Below are 19,774 nucleotides of genomic sequence, written 5' to 3' on the forward strand. Positions count from 1 at the left end.
GTCATTTATTTTTTGGTTTTTATGCGATGCTCTATTAAATGGGTTCGGGCTTTATCTATAAGCCATTAATGCTGGTTTGAATGAGAAACTCAAGTGCCATACATCGGGTCTTTAATTATACCGGTTTTATGTTATGCCCATATAAAAACATTGAAAACAAAATATTAAATTAATTATGGCCTAAAATAGACCTATTATTACCCAAACCAATTTTAAGCCATTGCTCAAACTATTGATTATCAGACTTCTTTAGTATTTATCTTGAAGTTGTTTTTTGTGCCATCAGGCTTTAATTTTTCGTTTTTCCTACCCTTTTCTTGTGTTTTTATTGTGTCAACGCCTAATTGGCATTATAAAAATTTGCTACCTGCTGCTGCTTTTGCTACATTTACATAAGTGATAGACATGAAAAACGAATCTGACGCCAGGTCTTATCTGTGCAGAGGTATTTTTTTACTTCATCAATGCCATCGTAAAAATTTCATTTTCAATCACTTGCAGTAAGTTTATTTGCAAATCCTATTTCGTGCTTATCCTCTAATGCAATTATTATTAACAGGTAAATTCTTCCATGAACGAACAGACTTCGTAACGTGGTTAAGAAAAAATCACTCAACCCACGTTGAGCTGGATCATGCTGTTATCTTCGATTTGTTAGATAACCCGAAGTATTCATTTGATGCCATCATCATTGACGAGCATTTCTTCTCTTCTACCAAGCAGAGTATTGAATTTGCCTGGGGGCTGCACCGTAACTTCCCTGAGGTGCCTACGATTATGATTATCTCTCCCAGAGACAGCTATGAAGATATTTTCGAGATTTATCGTAAGGGCGGTTTGTTTGATGTCATTGAGCGTTACCAGATAGATTCAAAAAGTCAGTTTACGGCTTTTAAGGCAATTCTATTTCGGGTTGAACAGTCATTGAAAAGAAACAATCTGATTAAGCGAAAGCTGGAAGACCAAATCAATTTACTGAGCGAGGAAGTACAAAAAGCAAAGTCGGAAGTTTCAAGAGAGGCAGAAAGTAAAAAATTAGAGTCTGGCAGCTTTTTGTTTAAGTACCTGAAATCAGAAAGAGAGATATTTTTACAAGAGCGAGAGATTTTCCGTTCTATGTTTTTTAAAGACATAGATATACATGATGAAGACATTCTGAAACGCATACCTTTCTTTGAAAAATCGTTTCTTGGCAACAGCAAGAAAACAAAGACATTTTTTGAAGAAACCAGCCAGGCAATTGCCGCCGGCAGCAATATGCTAATTTATGGTAAATCTGGTGCCGAAATAAAAGACCTGGTTACGTTTATATATCTGTTTAAGAATCTGCCTTATGAAGTACCTCTTATTGAGCTTGATTGCGCCTTAATCAGCAACGAAGATTTCGAAGCTGAGGCGTTCGGGCATTTTAAGCGGATAATGAATAACCGATATGTAACCAACCAGGGTAAAGAAAAACTAGGCAAGCTGGAACAGGCCAATCAGGGCTTTTTGTTTATTAACAATATAGACCAGCTAAGTATCAGTAATCAGGAAACCCTTTTTGCAGCACTTAAAAACGGTTATATAACACCGCTTGGCGGTTCTCTAAAAGAACACAGAGTAGATATTGACTTTACGCTTATTGCCGGAGCAGCCAGAAATTTACACACCATGATCAACAAAGGTGAGTTTAAGTGGCATCTGCTTAATTATCTTTTGCAAGGCAGTGTAATTAAAATTCCGATGTTCCATGAGCGCGAGCAAGACTTTAAGTATATTTTCCATTACTTGCTGGTAAATGCCGGAGCCGAATTTATTGTAGATGAAACGGCCATTGAATTTTTGTCGAAACAAAACTGGCCGGACGGCATTGTGTCTGTCGAGCATTTCGTGAATGTTTATCTGATGAATCTGGCCAAACCGGAGTTCTCGGTCATTCGCGGCTTTGAAATGGAAAAAATATTTGGCACCTACAAAAAAGGTTTTGAAGTTAAACAAGATACCCCTCAGTTGGCGCTGTATCGTTTGCATCTGAATACAAAAACCATCAGTACTGTCAGCAAAAATCTTGATTTTCTTGAAAAAACCGCCGAAGAGTTCTTTACTGATTTTGAGGTAATAAAAGTAGTAGAACTTGACAAGATGGCGCATCGAGAGTTTCATGATTCTATAGCCGGGAAGAAGTCAACCCGAGGCAGAAAACGGCAAAACGAATGTATGACCGTGAGCCGATATAAAGACACCAAAAACGGCAAGGTAAATCAGCAAAGACTGGCTGCCAGATATTTATTGAATCTGCACCCTGAGAAGTGGCCGCTCTTAAGAAAAGTAACCTTTTTTAACGAAATACTGAGCGAAAACACCGAATTATTTGAAAACAATGTACAGGAATCCGGTGATGAGGTATCGGCACTTCAGAAATCAAACGGGAGTTTATTTTGAATTAAACCGGTTTTGAGCCAAAAAATCAGCAATGTTATTCCCCCGGTCAGTTAATAAATAGTAGCCGTTTTTTAAGGCTCCTTTAAATTCAATAAGCCTGAGTTCGCGAAGAATCTTGACTTCTCTGGCTATTGTTTCTCTCGATACCCCCAGTTGTTTTGTTAAAACCTGCGTGTTGGTATGCTTCGTTTGCGACAAAAGCTGTATGATATCAAACAATCTTTCCTTTTTTGTATCACTCAAGTCATCAAATATATGAAGAGGCCCGTTTCCAGACGGGCTTTCTTTTTGTTTTTCTGTGAGGGTACTACCCGGCTGACTGGCGCTAACTGGTTGAATATCAGTTCTTTTAAGAGCCTTCTCTCCTGTTTTGTTATCTTTTTCTTCTTGCTTGTCTGCCTCTGGTGCAGCTTTTTTGGTTAAAGGCGGTATAGAGGCCAGAAAAGTAGGGCCATCATGAAACTGCGCGGTTTCTGATGAGAACTGGCTAACAAACGAAGCAATTTTTTTAAGCCCAAACCCTAGCTCTTCTGCCAGGCCCAGTTCACGCAAAAAACGGCCTATGATAGGGTTTTTTGGCATTGGCTGGTAATCGTTGGGGTCTATGTCGGTATTACGGTTCATGCGGTTGCTGTTGGCCGTAAAAGTGCTGTCTGTATGGGTAATGGCAAATTTGGCAGGCAGCCCCGAGCTGTAGTCCTGATGTGTCAGAAAATTGATAAATATCTCTCTGTACATCAGGTCTCTGATACCCACTCGCGTGGCATTATTCATTACAAAGAAGTCTGGCAGATGCTTTCGCACAAAATCCATTAACTGGTAATAAGTGTCTATCAGGTTAGTGGTAAAGGTTTCGCGGTCATAATAGCCTTCAAAACCATCTTTTTCTCTGATGGCATCAATCCTGAAACTCGGAAAAATCCCCCTTATTACCTCATCTTTACCCAGAAGCAGTACTGCAGCCACTGTAAAACCGCTTTCTCTGGTTTCAAGGTCCATTCTCCACAAGCCCGAACTCTTCGTAACCTGCTCAAAATCCATATTCAGCCACGGGTGCGAAGGCCTGGTTTGTGCCAGAAAATTCATCGCCTTTTTGTAGACATCCATATTAAAATGGCTGGTATCTACATATTTAATAATTTTATTGTCGGGGTAATAAAACCTTTTTCTTTCCTGAATCCGTATCTGGTCTGATAAACTATCTATTTGTATATTTTTAGGCCCGCGGCGTTCATAAACCCAGGTACCATCTAATGTATGCACAGAATAGCTATTGGGTATTTTTATATATAGGAGCTTTTCGTTATCATAGCTGATAGGCTTTATTACCAGTCTGGGTTTTGGGTGTATCTTGTCAGCATCATTTATGCCGTCAAGAATACTTTTTTCCAGTATTTTAATTTCAGTATCAGTAAGCCCAATCACACCTTTATCAAAAGAATAGGCCATCAGCACTTCTCCGCCGCTGGTGTTCAAAAAAGCGCATAACGTATAAAAAAAAGCGTCTGATAACTTCCTGTCTGTATTAATTAATTGGGTTTGCTCATCGTTTCCTCTTTCTATCAGATAATGAATATAGTCTCTGGAGAACATTAGTATTTAGATTTATATCGATATTAGGTTTCAGGATTCTGTTATTTTACTTGTATTCGGGTGAATATCAGCATTTTATGTTCTAAATCAGCACTTAAACAGGTTAGTTTTAGTTTTCATAAGGCTGGCATTATTTGAAAGGCAATTATTTAAAATACCTGGCTTTTATCAAAAAAATCAGCAATCATCTACATTTTAAAAATGTTGTATCTAAAAGCTGGTTTTATGCCCAATTGTATATCGGGTAAAAAATTACGCAAAATATTTGTTACCTGTGCTAATAAATTAAACATTTGGCTTGTGTGTTGCGCTTTGTATTTTATATTTAATTAAAATGCGTTATTTTAATTAAGCATTGTATGGTTCAAAATGCCATTCACAGTAAGTGGCCGGAATGATGTTCCCCTTACTTTGATAATAAAATGGAGCACATTCAGAATATAAAATCTAAAAAATAACCACATTTTAATTCGTAAGGATGGCTTTAGGTATTCTAAAAACGGGCGAAAAACATCCTGATTTTAAAAAGGATATTAATTCAGACATCAAGAGAACTCATTATGCCATATTTCTTACGTATATTCACCTGAAACATTTATTTATTACAAAAATGAAACTTAATTAACTGATAATCAGTATTCTAATTAGTAGGTTGAAAGATTCATTACTTTTGCATAAAATTTATTCAGACCATGTTTTTCATTATAACACGAAGAGTCAATATTTACGGCAGTTTTAATGTTCTATCTTATAAAAAAAACAATTGAAGCCCAACCAGACACTGTTGTAATATAAAGCAAAAAAAAGAGGCATCACAAGGTTTTAACCTGAAATGCCTCAATTGCAATCTAGTAGCGGGGAGCAGGATCGAACTGCCGACCTTAGGGTTATGAATCCTACGCTCTAACCATCTGAGCTACCCCGCCAAATAATAATTATTAAAAAAAAATGCTCTTGCGAGCCCCTGTTTTAATATTATGTTGCAATATTAGGGAAAGTTTTCATACATTGCAAAAAATAAAATTCACCAACCTTAATTTTAAGGAAAAATTATACAAATTCTTTAAATAATGATTCATTCACGCTGGGTTTCTATATAGCCTGGGTGATTAACCAACAAACTACTTGATATGGGAAAATTTAAGTTTACACGGGAGTATGAATTTAAGGCTTCGCCTAAAGTCTTGTATCAATACATCAGCACGCCTTCAGGTTTGCAACAGTGGTTCGCTTCTAAAGTCAAGTACGTGAACGATGGCAACTTTGATTTTGTGTGGGATAACGAAAGCCACCCGGCCAGGCTTAGTTCGCAAAGAATGAATAAAGCCACCAAATTTGATTTTCTGAATGAAGAACAGCGCGGTAATTTCGTGGAGTTTAAATTAGAGCAAAGCGAACTAACCAATGCTACTTTCTTTAAGGTTATTGACTGCTCAGACAACACCGACGAAGAAGAGCTAAGCGATTTGTGGGATGGCATGATTGATAAACTGAGAGAGATAGTAGGCGGATAATTTTGTTAAATATGCTTAAACAGCTTGTGTAAACAAAATTCAATGACGAATTTTGCGCAGGCAATTGTTTATTTCTTTAATGAAGAAAATAGATTCTTTAGTAATAAAGTCTTTTATCGGACCATTTATATTAACTACCTGCGTGGTAGTTTTTATTTTTTTAATGCGTTTCCTGATGCTTTACTTCAACGATTTTGTGGGTAAAGACCTCGGTTATGACGTTTTCCTGAAACTTTTTGTTTATTTCTCTCTCATAACTGTTCCTATATCATTACCATTGGCAACATTGCTTGCCTCTTTAATGTGTTTTGGTAATCTGGGCGAGCACTCAGAGCTTACAGCCATTAAGGCATCGGGTATTCCTATCTGGCGGGTGCTTTTTCCAACGCTTGTATTTGCCTTTGGTGTGAGTATATTTTCGTTCTGGTTCAATAATACGGTGGCTCCGTGGGCCAATCTTAAGGGCTATAGTTTATTGTATGACGTTAAAACCACCAAAGTAACCTTAAATATTAAAGAAGGTATTTTTTATGGCGAGCTACCAGGTTATAAAATAAAAGTGCAGGAGAAGTTTCCGGATGGCAAAACCCTGAAGGGCATAACCATCTATAACCATACCAGCAACGAGGGCAACATTAATGTTACCATTGCAGATTCTGGCAAAATGTACACCATGCTCAATAACAATTATCTGGTTTTTGAGCTCTTTAATGGTACCAATTACATGGACTATAAGAATGCCCAGAGTGGTAGCAATAACGAAACGCAGTTTGTAAAAAACTCATTCAAGAAAAACCGGCTGGTTTTTCCACTGGAGTCTTTTGGTATGAAAAGAACAGACGAATCTCAGTTCAAATACCACGAGTTCATGAAAGATGTGAAGGGCCTTGCGCAACAGGTAGATTCAATTCATAAAGAAATAGAAACCACCAACAGGGTTCAACTGGCTACGATGGACCAATACTACAACCATCATTTAAAACGTATATATAAAGACACTACGCATAAAAAGGTGATACTGGCCGGTAAATGGATTGATGAAAGAATGAAACCCCAGAATGACTCAACCAAGGTGCTTGAAGTGTTTGAGTCGGCTTTTAACCAGGCCAAAAGCGTACAGGACCACTACAAAACCAATCTGGATATCTGGAAAAGTAAAACAAAAGACGCCAATAAGGCCGATGTTGAGCGTTGGCACAAGTTTACAATGGCATTTGCCTGCTTTGTAATGTTCCTGATTGGCTCGTCGCTTGGTTCAATTATCAAAAAAGGTGGCTTCGGAATGCCAGTGCTGATATCCATCACTTTCTTTATATTAATGTATGTATTGATGCAGCTCGGAGACAAATATGCAAAAGAAAGCATTGTTTACGTAATTATCGGGGTCTGGATGCCCGACTTAATATTACTTCTCTTTGGTATCTACTTTTTATACAAGGCCACCAACGATGCCCGTTTGTTTGACAGCGACATCTATGATATTTACATTGATAAAGCAAAAACTTATTTCAAAACCAGATTCAGACGGAAGGCATCCATCCATTCTGCTTGATTCAGGCTTTTTTTATCATAAAGGTTTGATTTCCAACTGAGTACCCAGATTAATGTTTTTATCTATCTGGTCAATTATGCCCATAAAATCGCTCTCGTTTTCGGCAAAATCAAGGTTATTCACATCTATTATCAAAAGCTTTCCGTGAGTGTACAGATTTACAAAATCTTCATAGAGTTTGTTAAGGCTTATCAGGTATTCCGGGTCTATGTTTCTTTCAAAATCACGGTTACGTTTCAAAATCTGCCTTTGTAGTTTTGGTAAATCGGCACGTAAATAAATCATCAGATCTGGGTGAGAAATCGCCTGAGTAATAGTATTAAATAAACCAGTGTATGTTTGATAATCCGTTTCGTTAAACTTGCCGGATTCGTATAAATTGCGAGCAAAAATATAGGCATCTTCATAAATGGACCTATCTTGCACAATGGTTTTATCTTCGGTTAGCTTCTTGATTTTCAATACCTGCTCAAACCGGCTGTTCAGAAAATATATCTGCAAATGAAACGACCACTTCTCCATATCTTCATAAAAAGGCGGCAGGTATGGGTTGCCCTCAACAGCTTCAAATAATACATCCCATCCGTAGTGTTCGGCCAGCTTAGTGGCCAGCGTTGTTTTTCCTGCCCCGATATTCCCGGTAATCGCAATATGCATTTATATAATAATTAAAATTCAGATAATTTTTCAAAATAAACGCTAAAATGACTAAAATCATAGAACATCAAAAATAACTTTTGTAATTTTGCAGCATTCAAATCAAGTCTACGCCTTGAAATATTGAATTACTTATGAACACAAAAGAATTAAACGATCAAACTATTCCGGCGAATCATACGCCAAAGGGTAAATATTCAGTTTTACTCTATTATATATACGCTCCCATTGAAAACGTGGTTGAGTATCGTGATATACACCACCAGTTCTGTATCGAAAACAATATTCTGGGTAGAATTGTGATTGCCCCGGAAGGATTAAACGGAACGGTTTCAGGCCTGGTTGAAGATTGTAACAAATACATGAGCTGGGTAAAAGCAGACCCAAGATTTGCAAAGGTTGATTTTAAGGTAGAAAACCACGAAACACATGCCTTTACTAAATTATATGTAAGAATAAAAAAAGAAATTGTACACTCTGAACTTCCGGTTAACCCATTAGAGCAAACAGGTAAACACCTTGAACCTGATGAGTTTAAGGAAATTATCAAGAATGACCCGGATGTGGTGCTTGTAGATATGCGTTCAAACTACGAGCATTCTGTGGGTAAATTTAAAGGTGCAATAACCTTTGATATGGAGAACCTGCGTGAATTACCCGACCACGTGCATGAAATTGAACACCTCAAAAATAAAAAGGTAATAACCTACTGCACAGGAGGCATTAAATGCGAAAAGGCCAGTGCTTATCTGTTATCTCAGGGTTTTACTGATGTTTATCAGCTGCATGGCGGCATTATCAAATATGGGCTGGAAGAAGGCGGAGAAAATTTTGATGGCAAATGTTATGTATTTGATAACCGCCTTACTACGGATGTCAATAAGGTGAATCCGGTTGTGATATCTAAATGCCATATTTGTGGCACTGAGTGCGACCGCATGGTTAACTGTGCTAATCCCGATTGCAACGAGCACGTGGCAATTTGTGAAAAATGTGGCTGGGAAATGGAAGGTGCCTGCTCAGTGGCCTGCAAGGAGAATCCAAGAAAACGCATCTATAACGGTACCGGTTACTATGCCAAAACAGTAGAGGGCTATAAACCCGAAATAGCACTCAGAACCCGGAAAAACACCAAAAATTTACATATTGTAGAAGAACTGGGCTTGTAAGCCTTCTTAAATATCTGCAGCCCCGAAAAAAACAAAGAATTTTCCATTAAATTCTGTCTGGTTTCGGGGCTGTTTTTTTATATTTAGTACTTACTAAGCATCTGCATTACAATTATGGATATTAAATTTTTCGCCCATCAGTTAGATTTCAAGGATTGGCTGGAAGTAAACCACGAGAAAGAAAGCGAACTGATTGTTGGCTTTTATAAAGTTAATTCAGGCAAGCCAAGCCTCACGTGGTCTGAATCTGTAGATCAGGCTCTTTGTTTTGGCTGGATTGATGGTGTGCGCCGTTCGGTAGACCATGAAAGCTATTGCATCAGATTTACGCCTCGTAAGCCGGGTAGTAACTGGAGTACAGTGAATATAAATAAAATGGAAGAAATGATTCCGAAAGGCCTGGTGAAATCGGCCGGCCTAAAGGCCTACCACAAAAGAAAAGAACACAAGTCTCATGTCTACACGTATGAACAAGTTGAAGAAGCTTTTTTTACTGCTGAAATGGAGGTGATTTTTAAGCAAAACCCACCAGCCTGGGCGTTTTTTCAGAGCCAGCCACCCTATTACAAAAAGCTAATGACACGTTGGGTAGTAAGCGCCAAGCAAAAAACAACGCAAGGCTCCAGACTTGAAAAACTAATAAATGCCTGCGCAAAAAATGAACGATTATAGCTTTTTGCGCATTACATAATCGTTCATAAAATAATTGCCAATAGGAATATCTTCTTCTGCAATAATTTCAAAGCCCATTTTCTCGTAAAAAAATCTGGCTTTGTTGAAACGGTTTACATTCAAATCGAGCCAAACCCCTCCTATTCTTTTTACCTCATTCTCAACTTGTGCCAGTAGCTTTTTACCAAGGCCGCCTCCCTGGTAATCAGGGTTCAGGTATATTTTGTTTAGCTTATAAATTTTTAAAGAAATATCTTTTATAGAATAAGAAGCAAAGGCAACTGGTATTTGCTGCCCGGTATCACCAGCCAATAACTGTAAAATAAAAACCTGGCCATCTTTTAGTTGTTCTGTAAGACCTTCAATGCTGTAAATTAAATCAAACATGTATTGGGGTTGCTCCTTGCCCAAAATAGGTACATAAGTTTCAAACCAGGTTTTTTCAGCAATTTCACGAATCAGGGCAACATCTGCAGTATCGGCAAATCGGTAGGTAAGGTTCATACTTTGGATAATTTTCTTTGCAAATATAAACTCTGCTTACATAACATTTTGTTAATTTGCATAAAAATTGCATTCAACTAAAGGCACCTTTATTTGGGGTACCCGTGAGCGTGATATTAACAAGACTATATGAAACCACTTATTTTAGTAACCAATGATGACGGTATAACATCAAAAGGGATTTCTGTTTTAATTGATATAGTAAAGAAAATCGGCGATGTGTTTGTGGTAGCGCCAGACAGCCCCAATTCAGGAATGGGCCATGCAATAACAGTTGACAGTACTATACATATAAAAAAATCAAAGATTTTTGAAGGAGTTGAAGCCTACGAGTGTTCTGGTACTCCGGCCGATTGCGTTAAACTGGCCAAGCATCATTTTCTGAAAGGAAAAAAAATAGACCTGGTAGTGAGCGGCATTAACCATGGCATGAACGCCTCCGTTTCTGTGCTTTATTCAGGCACCATGTCGGCTGCGGTGGAAGCGTCAATTGAGGGTATTCCGGCCATTGGCTTTTCTTTAAATGATTTCCGCTATGATGCAGATTTTAGCCACACGAAACGTTTATTGAAAAAAATTGTTGAAAAATCTTTAAAAAATGGCGTTCCTCCACATACCGCACTCAATGTAAATTTTCCGGCAAAATCTGATGAGCCAATTAAAGGCGTTAAAATTTGCAGACAAACCAACGGCTACTGGCGCGAAGAATTTGATGCCCGCACCGACTTATATGGCAGACCTTACTTCTGGATGGGTGGCGATTTTGTGAATAGAGAACCAGACAGCCAGGATACGGATATCTGGGCTATGGAGAATAATTATGCAGCCATTGTGCCGGTACAATATGACCGCACAGCGTACCCGGAAATCAAAACATTGAAAAAGTGGAAGCTTTAGATAAAATGATTGGGTGATTTAGGGTTTGTTAACCTGTTTTAAAAAAAATCTTTCTGAAATAGATAATAATTGCCTCTGTTTACACTTCAACTACTAACTTTATTATTATGGCAGTCTTAGGAAGTTTATTAAAAGGAAGTATAAAGTTTACAAGTACAATACAAAAAATAAGAAAGGTAAAACCTCAGAAATGGCAAAAAAAGGCCTTTACAAAGTTAATTGCCAAAGCCAGATATACTCAGTTCGGCGAGAAATACAATTTTGAAGAGATTCTGAGCACCGCTATTTTTGAAAAAGGTAATGAGTTTTACGCCAAGTTTCAGGAATCTGTTCCGATCTACGACTACAATAAAATTTATGCCGAATGGTGGCACAAAGCCCGTAATGGTGAAAAAAATGTGTGCTGGCCGGGTAGAGTAAAATATTTTGCTTTAAGTTCGGGTACTTCAGACGCGGCCTCTAAAGCCATACCCGTAACCAAAGAAATGATAAAGGCTATTCAGCGCACTAGTATCAATCAGATTATTGCCTTGGGCCATTATAATGAGCTTCCTTCAAACATTTACGAAAAAGGTTACCTAATGTTGGGTGGCAGCACGGCTCTTAATGAAGTAGATTCTCATTATGAAGGCGACCTGAGCGGAATAACCACTGGTACGCTCCCATTCTGGTTTCAGAATTTCTATAAGCCGGGCCAGAAAATTGCCGCCGAAAAAAACTGGGCCAACAAACTGGAAGAAATTACCGAAAATGCAAAGTATTGGGATATTGGTTTTCTGGCCGGGGTACCCGCCTGGCATACGATATTGCTCGAAAAAATCATCAAGCGTTATAATCTTAAAAATATTCATGAGCTTTGGCCCAACCTTACAGCTTTTGCCTGGGGTGGTGTTTCTCTTGAACCCTACAAGCAAGGTCTTGAAAAATTGTTTGGTAAACCTGTAATTTATATAGAAACCTATATGGCCTCTGAAGGGTTTCTGGCTTACCAGGACAGACCCGACGGCCACCTGCGCCTTGTTTTGAACCAGGGTATATTTTTTGAGTTTATTCCGTTTAACGAAAATAATTTTGATGAAGACGGCAACGTGGTTGATAAACCCGAAACGTTAATGGTACATCAGGTACAAGAAGATGTTGATTATGCCCTTCTGATTTCAACCTGCGCCGGTGCCTGGCGATACCTGATTGGCGACACCGTTAAGTTTACCAACAAAGCCAGAGCCGAAATTAAAATTACGGGCCGAACAAAGCATTTTCTCAGTTTGTGTGGTGAGCACCTTTCTGTTGATAACATGAACAACGCCATAGAGTTGGTGTCAAAAGAAATGGACATTGATGTACGTGAGTTTACAGTAATTGGTGTGAAGCACCCACCTTTGTTTGCCCATCAATGGTATGTTGCAACCGATAGCAAAGTTGACGAAATTTTACTTTGCGAACTGATAGATAAAAAACTTTGCGAGTTGAACGACGACTACGCCGTTGAACGAGGCCATGCATTAAAGAATGTATTTTTACGTGTATTACCTACCAGTGCATTTTATGAATGGATGAAACAAAAAGGAAAAGAAGGTGGGCAGCACAAATTTCCTAGAGTATTGAAAGGCAAGCAGTTAGAAGATTGGGAAGAGTTTGTGAACAAGAATTATCCGAAGGTTGGAGTTTAACTCCAACCTTTATTTTTTCTTATATAAATCGTCACTTACTTCATTTGGTTTTGCTTTCAAAAAATCAGCAATTTGCGCTTCTGTCATACCCAACTCAATTTGCAGTTTTGGCAGGCTTTTTCTTAGTTCTTCAGCACCTTTTGGGGTAACTTCTGTTTTCCAAAGGTATAGCTTCTTCAGATTTATAAGGGTTTTAAGATTTTTTAGTCCCGAATCGCTTATTTTATTGCCCGTGAGATTTAAATATTCCAGACTTGTCAAGGGGTTGAGCTGATACAGCCCATTGTCAGTCACTTTGGTGTTTTCAAGATGTAGTCTTGTAAGTTTAGTCAGCTTCGCAACTTCGGCAAGGGCTATGTCTGTTATCTGGGTGTTACTCAGTTTTAGCCACAGGGTCTGGTCTTTTGCTTTTGTAATTACAGATACTTCATTATCAGTCAGTTTTGGTTTGTTGATAAAACTTATCTCTAGGTAATTGTTATTCTGGGCAAAAGGCAGAATCAAAGCCCCGGTCTTTTTTATCGCTTGTGCAGAGCCCTCATCTAATTTATCAACGCTCTCGTTAAGAAGTTTATCTTCTACCTCAAATTTATCCTGAGGCACTTTATCTGCCGATGAAGCACCACCCGCGCCAGAGCCTAGCTTAGCCAGAATAGGTTTTATGGTTTCAGGGGTCTGCACTTCCCGCACCCTCTTATCAAAAGTCGCTCCCTGTTCTATCCACCATTTTAGTAGCGCCAGCTCATCTTCTGTAATCTGGGTTTTACCTTTGGGAGGCATGTGGTCATCATCCGACTCCGGCAAGATTATTCTCTTTATAAACTCACTCTTATCTGTATTACCTTCCACAAAAATATTACCGTGCTTTCCTCCTTTTTTAAGCAGCTCAATTTCATCCATTCTCAAGTCTCCTTTCATTTTATTGGCATTATGGCAAGACTCACACTTTTGCTTAAAAATAGGTTTGATGATATCCTGATACACCAGTGCCTCCTGGATGTTTTTGATTTTTGATTTCTTCTCCTCATTTTCTTGCACACGTTCTTTTTTGTCTGGCATACCCAACCAGCCTCTCATGGGTTGTGGTGTGTTTTCAGTCAGATACGTTTCGCCATGTGTCAGGTTACCGCCATGATGCCCGGCAGCAATCATAAGTAATAATGATAATACCAAAGCCGGAAGATACAAAATGCTGCTAAGCCCCACCCTTTCATTTACCCATCTGTTTTTTGCCAGCCAGGCCAGCCAGCAAAATACAGCCAGCCATATTCCCTGCATTTTATGTTCTTCAAGCATATCTGCTTCATAGCCTCCTTCCAGCGAAAGAAAGTATCCGGCCACACAAGCCATTGTTGCCCCTATGGCCGACAGCAATAGAATGCTTTGCATTACTTCTAGGCTTATACTTAACCGGCCGGTAATCTTAAGTAACTCAAAGACACCCGCAATAAGCAGAAAGCCAATAGGCAAATGTACAAGTAATGGATGAAACCGGCCAAAAAAAGCAGCCCAATCAGAAACGGTAAGGAGTGCCATTAACTAATAATGATAAGGTTGAAACAACTGTTCGTGGTAACAGCATAACCCAAAGTTAATAAATTAAACCAATAAAAAATAGCCAAAGCACGCGGCTTTGGCTATTTTAAAAAATCTATATTTCAGGAGATTAATATCCCGGATTCTGAACTAATACAGCTTTTCCGTCTTTCTGGCTGTTAAGGATTTCATCCTGTGGCAGCGGGAAGTAGTTATTTTTAGGAGCAGTAAATACTTTGCCTGCCATATAACCACGTTTGGTGAAAGTTCTTCCTGATGGCTCTTTACCTGGAAGCGCTTCTTCCTGTGCATATTTGTTCAACACTTTATCTGCAATTCCCCAACGAACAAGGTCAAAGAAACGGTGGCCTTCCATGGCAAACTCAAGACGAGTTTCCATACGAACTGCATTTCTTGCAAAGTCTGCACCTTTGCTGGCAAATGTACCGGCAGCATAAGGCTCAACTTTGTAATTTACGGTTGCATCTTGTACTGAACCATTTTTTGCACGGTTACGAATCTGATTAACATAACCTTCAGCAGCACCAAGGTTGCCTAGTTCAACTTCGCATTCAGCAAGCCACAAAATTACCGAAGACAATTTAACAACTCTGAAGTTATTGTTAACTGCACGTTTGTTGGTTGAGTGCGTCGAGCTGTTTTCATCAGCCAGGTAATACATCCATTTTTTACCAATGAACGGCCCCGCATAAGTCTGGTCACGCACCCAGGTAGAACCTGGCATCGGGCCCCAGTCAAGGAAGTTAACACCTCTGCGACCAACTGTCCAGTCAAGTCTTGGGTCAACCGGAATCGATTTATCAAGCGTGAAAGCAGTACTTGCACTGATACCCTGGTCGTTTGGTAGGTCAACCTGGTTGTAAGTATCCTGCGTACCATCAGCAGAGTTGCCAATTAATGGCAAGCCATTCGCGTCAGTTTTAAAAGCATTTACCAGGTTATGTGAAGGCTGATAAAATCCGCAGCAACCTCTACCCGGTGCAGTTGAAGAGTATGGCCAGTTCAGGTTGTCACCCACGTTACCGTTATCACCGTTAGTACCATCATTTACAGAGAACTGAACCTCAAAGATTGATTCAGCGTTATTATTGTAAATGTTTCTGTAATTATCATGATAGTTAGTCATTAATTTTTTACCAGAGTTTTTCAGGATATCCTCCAACAATGCTTTAGCAGGCGCCCATTTTTTCTGGAACAAATACGCTTTGGCCAACATTGCTTTTGCAGCCCATTGGCTTGCTCTACCTTTTTGAGATTGAACAGTAGGAAGGTTTTGCGCAGCAAATGCGAAGTCAGCTTCAATTTTTGGCCAGATATCTTCCGTATTAGGTATTTTTGTTGAGTTTGGATCCGCAGCATTGTAGATTTTCTCATCAATGTACGGAACGTTATTCCACATTTTTTTACATTCAAAATGGTAGAAACCTCTCAGGAAACGAGCCTCTGCCACCACCTGCGTTTTTTCAGCGTCAGTCATATCCCTGATATCCGGGCTGGCAACTACCTGTATTACATCATTTGCTCTGGCAACACCATCATACATACCCCACCATTTTCCAAGAAAATAAGTGTTATCTGCCAACCAGTTGTATTGCTCAATAAACGATTGCTCAGGTTGGTCACCGGCATCAGTACCTTTTACGGCATCATCAGAAGCTACCCCACCATACACGTAGTTTGATACAGTTGATGTACGTCCGGTATTACCAGAACCTACACCGTCAAGCAAAGAATAAACCCCAATTAAAAGAGCGTTTACTCCATTTTTGGTCTTCAACTGACTTTGAGAAGCACGTCCTTGCGGCTTCAGGTCGAAGAACGAGTCAGAACAAGCAAAGTTTGTTACGACTAATAATGCTATAATTAATGTTTTTTTCATTCTTTTTTGTCAATGTAATTAATGATAATTAGAATCCTAAACGAAGACCAACCAGGTATGATTTCGCAACAGGGTAAGCACCTTCGTCAATACCCATGTGGATATCCTGGTTGTCATTACCAGATCTTCTTAGGTTAATATCTGGGTCAAGACCAGTGTACTTGGTAATTGTAAAGAGGTTTTGTCCTTGTACATAAACCTGAGCACTGCCTAAACCAGCTTTTTTAATCAGGCTGGTAGGTAACGTGTAGGTTAACTGAATGTTTTTCAGACGTAGGTAAGAACCATCTTCAAGGAAGTAAGAAGATACCTGCTGGCTGGTTGCATCACTCGAGTTCAAACGAGGAAGTTTAGCATCATCACCTGGTTTTTGCCATGATTTGTACAACATATCTTTAGATCTGTTTCCCTGGAAAGTGTTGAAGTCTGTCCAGTATCTAACGTAGTTGAAAATCTGGTTACCTTGACTTCCTTGTCCGAATAAGGTCAGATCCCAGTTTTTATAACCCAGGTTTACATTGATACCATAAGTAAAGTCAGGATGCGGGTTACCTATGATGGTTCTGTCGGCTGCGGTAATTACACCGTCACCGTTTACATCTCTGAACTTGAATGTTCCGGCTCTTGTATACGAACCAAATTTAGGTGCAGCAGCTGCTTCAGCATCATCTTTAATTACACCATCAACAATATAACCATAATAGCTGGCAATTGGTAAACCCGCTTTGGTGGCAGAAATTGCCGGAAGACGCGTAGTAAAACCAAATATGGTAGCGTTCGGGTCATTATTCAGCTTAATAACTTCGTTTTTGTAGTGCGAGAAATTCACACCTACTGTGTAACGGAAGTCGCCGATTTTATCACGGTAGTTTAAGCCAAGGTCAATACCTTTGTTTTGCACCTCACCAATGTTGGTATAAGGTATAGTACCAGTACCTGCAGTTCTTGGAATAGCAATCTGCGTTAACATATCAGAAGTTACACGCTTGTAAAGGTCTAATACAAACTCAAGTTTGCTATTAAACAACACCGCATCGATACCAATGTTTGTAGAAGTTGTTGTTTCCCACTTACCGTTAGGGTTACCAAACTGAACAAGGTCAAAACCACCAACAATTGATGAACCCGTACCATTGATGTCATAAGCATTTCTGATAGGGTCTGCTGCATAAAGTGTATAGGCATTGTAAACGTTAGGTATCAACTGGTTACCAGTTTTACCCCAGCCCAGGCGCACTTTCATATCGTTAAGGAATTTCAACTCTTTCATGAATGCGTATTCAGACAAACGTACGCCTACTGAAAACGCCGGGAAGATACCATACCTGTTAGCTGCCGAGAAACGTGATGAACCATCGCGACGAAGTGTGAAGTCAGCCAGGTAAATATCTTTGTAAGCATAGTTTACTTTGCCGAATTGAGAGAACAAAGCACTTACAGTAGCACCACCGCCTGAGTTATTTAAACCGGCTGCAGCACCTGCGTCAAGATAACGATACTCCAAATCGTCAAATGCAAAACCACTTCTGTTGGCCTGGAAACCAAACGCATAAGTTGTAACGGCCTCAGTACCAACCAGAACATTGAAGCTATGAGAGCCAATTTCTTTGTTATAGTTTAAGGTGTTGAACCAGGTAACCGAGCGGTCATAGTTATTGATAACGTTTAAGCTGTTTGCGGCTCTTGCCTCAGCAGCTTCAATATCGCGGTGAAAATACTCTGAACGGTTGTATTGGTTATATTCCAAACCTAAACTTGTTCTTGCTTTTAAACCCGGGATAAGGTCTAACTCAGCAAATACGTTACCGAAAATGTGCGTTCCTTTGGTGATGTTGTCTTTTTCACGATACAATCTGGCCAATGGGTTAGGCGCGTTACCAAGGTTTACACCTTTACTACCTGCAAAACCATTGTAAGGCGAGCTGTTAGTACCACCCAAAGCAGCCGGGCCACCGGTAATATCAAACACAGGGATAATAGGGTGAACGCGGATAGCAAACATAATCGGGTTAGACTCGTCGTTGTTCGTAATACCTTGTCTTTCATCATAAGACACCGTAAGGTTTTCACCCAAAGTAAATCTTCCTTTTTTCAATTCAGTGTTTGCTCTAACCGAGTATCTGTCATATTTGGTATATCTCAAAATACCATCTTGTTTGAAGTAATTGGCCGAAACCGCATATTTAGCATTGTTAGTACCACCCGTTGCACCAACCTGGTAATTTGAGATCGGAGCCGGATCAAAGATTACATCCTGCCAGTTAGTACCTTCTTTGTTGGCTTTAGTAATATTGAAAGCCGTTTTACCCAGGTTAGGGTCTGCAATGTCATTGGTATAAGTAATACCTGCAGGCAAAGAACCATAAACGTTAGGGTAAATATAATCGGCCACAGTTTGCGTACCATCCTGTGCAAATTTGTATTGTACTGATGGTGAGGTGATCCAAGGTGTTTTACCTGCTCCAACATCAGCACGGTACAAGTATTCGCCTAATTCTTTGGTATTCAATAAATCAAGCATTTTACCAGGCCTTTGTGTACCTGTATAAAAATCAAATGAGATACTTGGCTCGCCTGGTTTACCTTTTTTGGTAGTGATAATCACAACCCCGTTGGCTGCACGAGCACCGTAGATTGATGCAGCAGATGCATCTTTCAATACCTGCATTGACTCAATATCGTTCGGGTTAATCTGGTTCAGGGTACCTTGAGTAGGCACACCGTCAATTACATAAAGAGGGCTGTTGTTGTTAACTGAACCAAAACCACGGATACGAACCATGGTACCACCACCCGGAGAGTTGTCGTTACCAACGGTTACACCAGAGGCTCTACCTTGTAACATTTGTGTTACGCTGGCGGTAGGTGTGGCGGTTAGTTCTTTTGCTCCTACCACAGTTACGGCACCGGTAATGTCTTTCTTGCGCTGAGAAGCATAACCCGTTACAACAACTTCGTTAAGTGTCTTGGTGTCAGACATTAACGAAACGTTTACCTCAGAGCGGTTACCGATTACTTCTTCTTTGGTTTCATACCCTATAGAAGAGAAAACAAGCGTTCCGCCATTTTGCGGAACATCCAACGTAAAATTACCGTTGGCGTCAGTTGATGTACCTTTCGTAGCGCCCTTCAAGAGAACCGTTACACCCGGCAAACCCATTTGGGCTTCAGCATCAAGAACCTTTCCTGTGATTTTTCTTTGGGCGAATGCAGAGGTCCCGAGGACAAAAAACAGCATAATCAGAGCTCTCGCTCTGATAGAAACAGAGTAGGATTGTTTCATGAAAAAATATAAAATTAGGTTAATAAAAAAGCGTAATAATATTACGATTCAGTCTAAAGTTTAGCAAACTTTATTTTCAAGGTTTAAGGGATAATTGGTTTTTAGACGCCCGTTTAGTCTGGAAAAAGAAGGATGAAATCTGTTAGGGTTGAATGCAATACTAAAAACATTACAATAGTATTATATTAAGAGTTAATATAAAAATAGTTGTAGCAAGAAATTTTTATTTTTTCTATGCAAACGTTTTAAATTGTTGTTTTAAGCCAGATTTACAAATATTTGTCGTTTACTTATCGGTATCAATAAAGTGTCAATTTGACAATTACTTGTCTAGACAATTAGACCGAAAAGTAATGGCTAAATGCCTTGTCATTGTTGCTTTTTAAAGCTGTAAATGGGCTGC

13 protein-coding genes and 1 tRNA gene are annotated in these 19,774 nt (G+C 39.4%); 7 read left to right on the forward strand and 7 right to left on the reverse strand.

From position 1 onward, the window contains the following. Nucleotides 1-540 precede the first annotated feature (540 nt). Nucleotides 541-2,424 carry a sigma 54-interacting transcriptional regulator gene (locus C0V77_RS13735; RefSeq protein WP_101726916.1) on the forward strand — a complete coding sequence of 628 codons (1,884 nt, stop codon included), beginning with the start codon at nucleotides 541-543 and terminating at the stop codon, nucleotides 2,422-2,424. Here C0V77_RS13735 and C0V77_RS13740 read toward each other — a convergent pair. Then, on the reverse strand, nucleotides 2,416-4,017 hold the full coding sequence (locus tag C0V77_RS13740; protein ID WP_101726917.1) for an HTH domain-containing protein: 1,602 nt from the start codon (nucleotides 4,015-4,017) through the stop codon (nucleotides 2,416-2,418). The genes C0V77_RS13735 and C0V77_RS13740 overlap by 9 nt on opposite strands. An 852-nt stretch (nucleotides 4,018-4,869) precedes the next feature. After that, a tRNA-Met gene (locus tag C0V77_RS13745) sits at nucleotides 4,870-4,943 on the reverse strand. Nucleotides 4,944-5,147: 204 nt separating this feature from the next. Between C0V77_RS13745 and C0V77_RS13750 the strand changes: the two genes are divergently transcribed. Then, complete coding sequence (locus tag C0V77_RS13750) at nucleotides 5,148-5,531, forward strand: START-like domain-containing protein (RefSeq protein ID WP_101726918.1); 384 nt, start codon at nucleotides 5,148-5,150, stop codon at nucleotides 5,529-5,531. A gap of 79 nt (nucleotides 5,532-5,610) precedes the next feature. Beyond that, nucleotides 5,611-7,083 carry an LptF/LptG family permease gene (locus C0V77_RS13755; RefSeq protein ID WP_101726919.1) on the forward strand — a complete coding sequence of 491 codons (1,473 nt, stop codon included), beginning with the start codon at nucleotides 5,611-5,613 and terminating at the stop codon, nucleotides 7,081-7,083. Nucleotides 7,084-7,098: 15 nt separating this feature from the next. Here C0V77_RS13755 and C0V77_RS13760 read toward each other — a convergent pair whose 3' ends face one another. Beyond that, nucleotides 7,099-7,740 carry a deoxynucleoside kinase gene (locus C0V77_RS13760; RefSeq protein WP_101726920.1) on the reverse strand — a complete coding sequence of 214 codons (642 nt, stop codon included), beginning with the start codon at nucleotides 7,738-7,740 and terminating at the stop codon, nucleotides 7,099-7,101. Between the two features lie 134 nt (nucleotides 7,741-7,874). Here C0V77_RS13760 and C0V77_RS13765 point away from each other — a divergent pair, with 134 nt between their 5' ends. Both C0V77_RS13765 and C0V77_RS13770 read left to right on the forward strand, forming a co-directional pair. Then, nucleotides 7,875-8,909 (forward strand): rhodanese-related sulfurtransferase, encoded by a 1,035-nt coding sequence (locus C0V77_RS13765; protein WP_101726921.1) that lies wholly within the window; start codon nucleotides 7,875-7,877, stop codon nucleotides 8,907-8,909. A gap of 114 nt (nucleotides 8,910-9,023) precedes the next feature. Then, nucleotides 9,024-9,581, forward strand: coding sequence for a YdeI family protein (locus C0V77_RS13770; protein ID WP_101726922.1), 558 nt, complete (start codon nucleotides 9,024-9,026; stop codon nucleotides 9,579-9,581). On the opposite strand, the gene C0V77_RS13775 is transcribed toward C0V77_RS13770, so the two are convergent. After that, nucleotides 9,576-10,085 (reverse strand): GNAT family N-acetyltransferase, encoded by a 510-nt coding sequence (locus tag C0V77_RS13775; protein WP_101726923.1) that lies wholly within the window; start codon nucleotides 10,083-10,085, stop codon nucleotides 9,576-9,578. The genes C0V77_RS13770 and C0V77_RS13775 overlap by 6 nt on opposite strands. A gap of 129 nt (nucleotides 10,086-10,214) precedes the next feature. Here C0V77_RS13775 and surE point away from each other — a divergent pair, with 129 nt between their 5' ends. Next, a complete protein-coding gene (gene surE / locus C0V77_RS13780; protein ID WP_101726924.1) occupies nucleotides 10,215-10,982 on the forward strand; it encodes a 5'/3'-nucleotidase SurE in 768 nt (255 codons plus the stop codon). A 107-nt stretch (nucleotides 10,983-11,089) separates the two neighbouring features. After that, a complete protein-coding gene (locus tag C0V77_RS13785) occupies nucleotides 11,090-12,652 on the forward strand; it encodes a GH3 auxin-responsive promoter family protein (protein ID WP_101726925.1) in 1,563 nt (520 codons plus the stop codon). 9 nt (nucleotides 12,653-12,661) lie between these two features. On the opposite strand, the gene C0V77_RS13790 is transcribed toward C0V77_RS13785, so the two are convergent. The 3 genes from C0V77_RS13790 to C0V77_RS13800 all read right to left on the reverse strand — a co-directional run bounded on the left by C0V77_RS13790 (nucleotide 12,662) and on the right by C0V77_RS13800 (nucleotide 19,371). Then, nucleotides 12,662-14,188, reverse strand: coding sequence for a c-type cytochrome domain-containing protein (locus C0V77_RS13790; RefSeq protein ID WP_101726926.1), 1,527 nt, complete (start codon nucleotides 14,186-14,188; stop codon nucleotides 12,662-12,664). A 130-nt stretch (nucleotides 14,189-14,318) separates the two neighbouring features. Further along, entirely contained in the window at nucleotides 14,319-16,088 is a 1,770-nt protein-coding gene (locus C0V77_RS13795) for a RagB/SusD family nutrient uptake outer membrane protein (protein WP_101726927.1), read from the reverse strand. Nucleotides 16,089-16,116: 28 nt separating this feature from the next. Continuing rightward, complete coding sequence (locus tag C0V77_RS13800; RefSeq protein ID WP_101726928.1) at nucleotides 16,117-19,371, reverse strand: TonB-dependent receptor; 3,255 nt, start codon at nucleotides 19,369-19,371, stop codon at nucleotides 16,117-16,119. Nucleotides 19,372-19,774: the final 403 nt, after the last annotated feature.

Origin of the sequence: Emticicia sp. TH156 (assembly GCF_002855535.1) — a bacterium.
GTDB lineage: Bacteria > Bacteroidota > Bacteroidia > Cytophagales > Spirosomataceae > Emticicia > Emticicia fluvialis.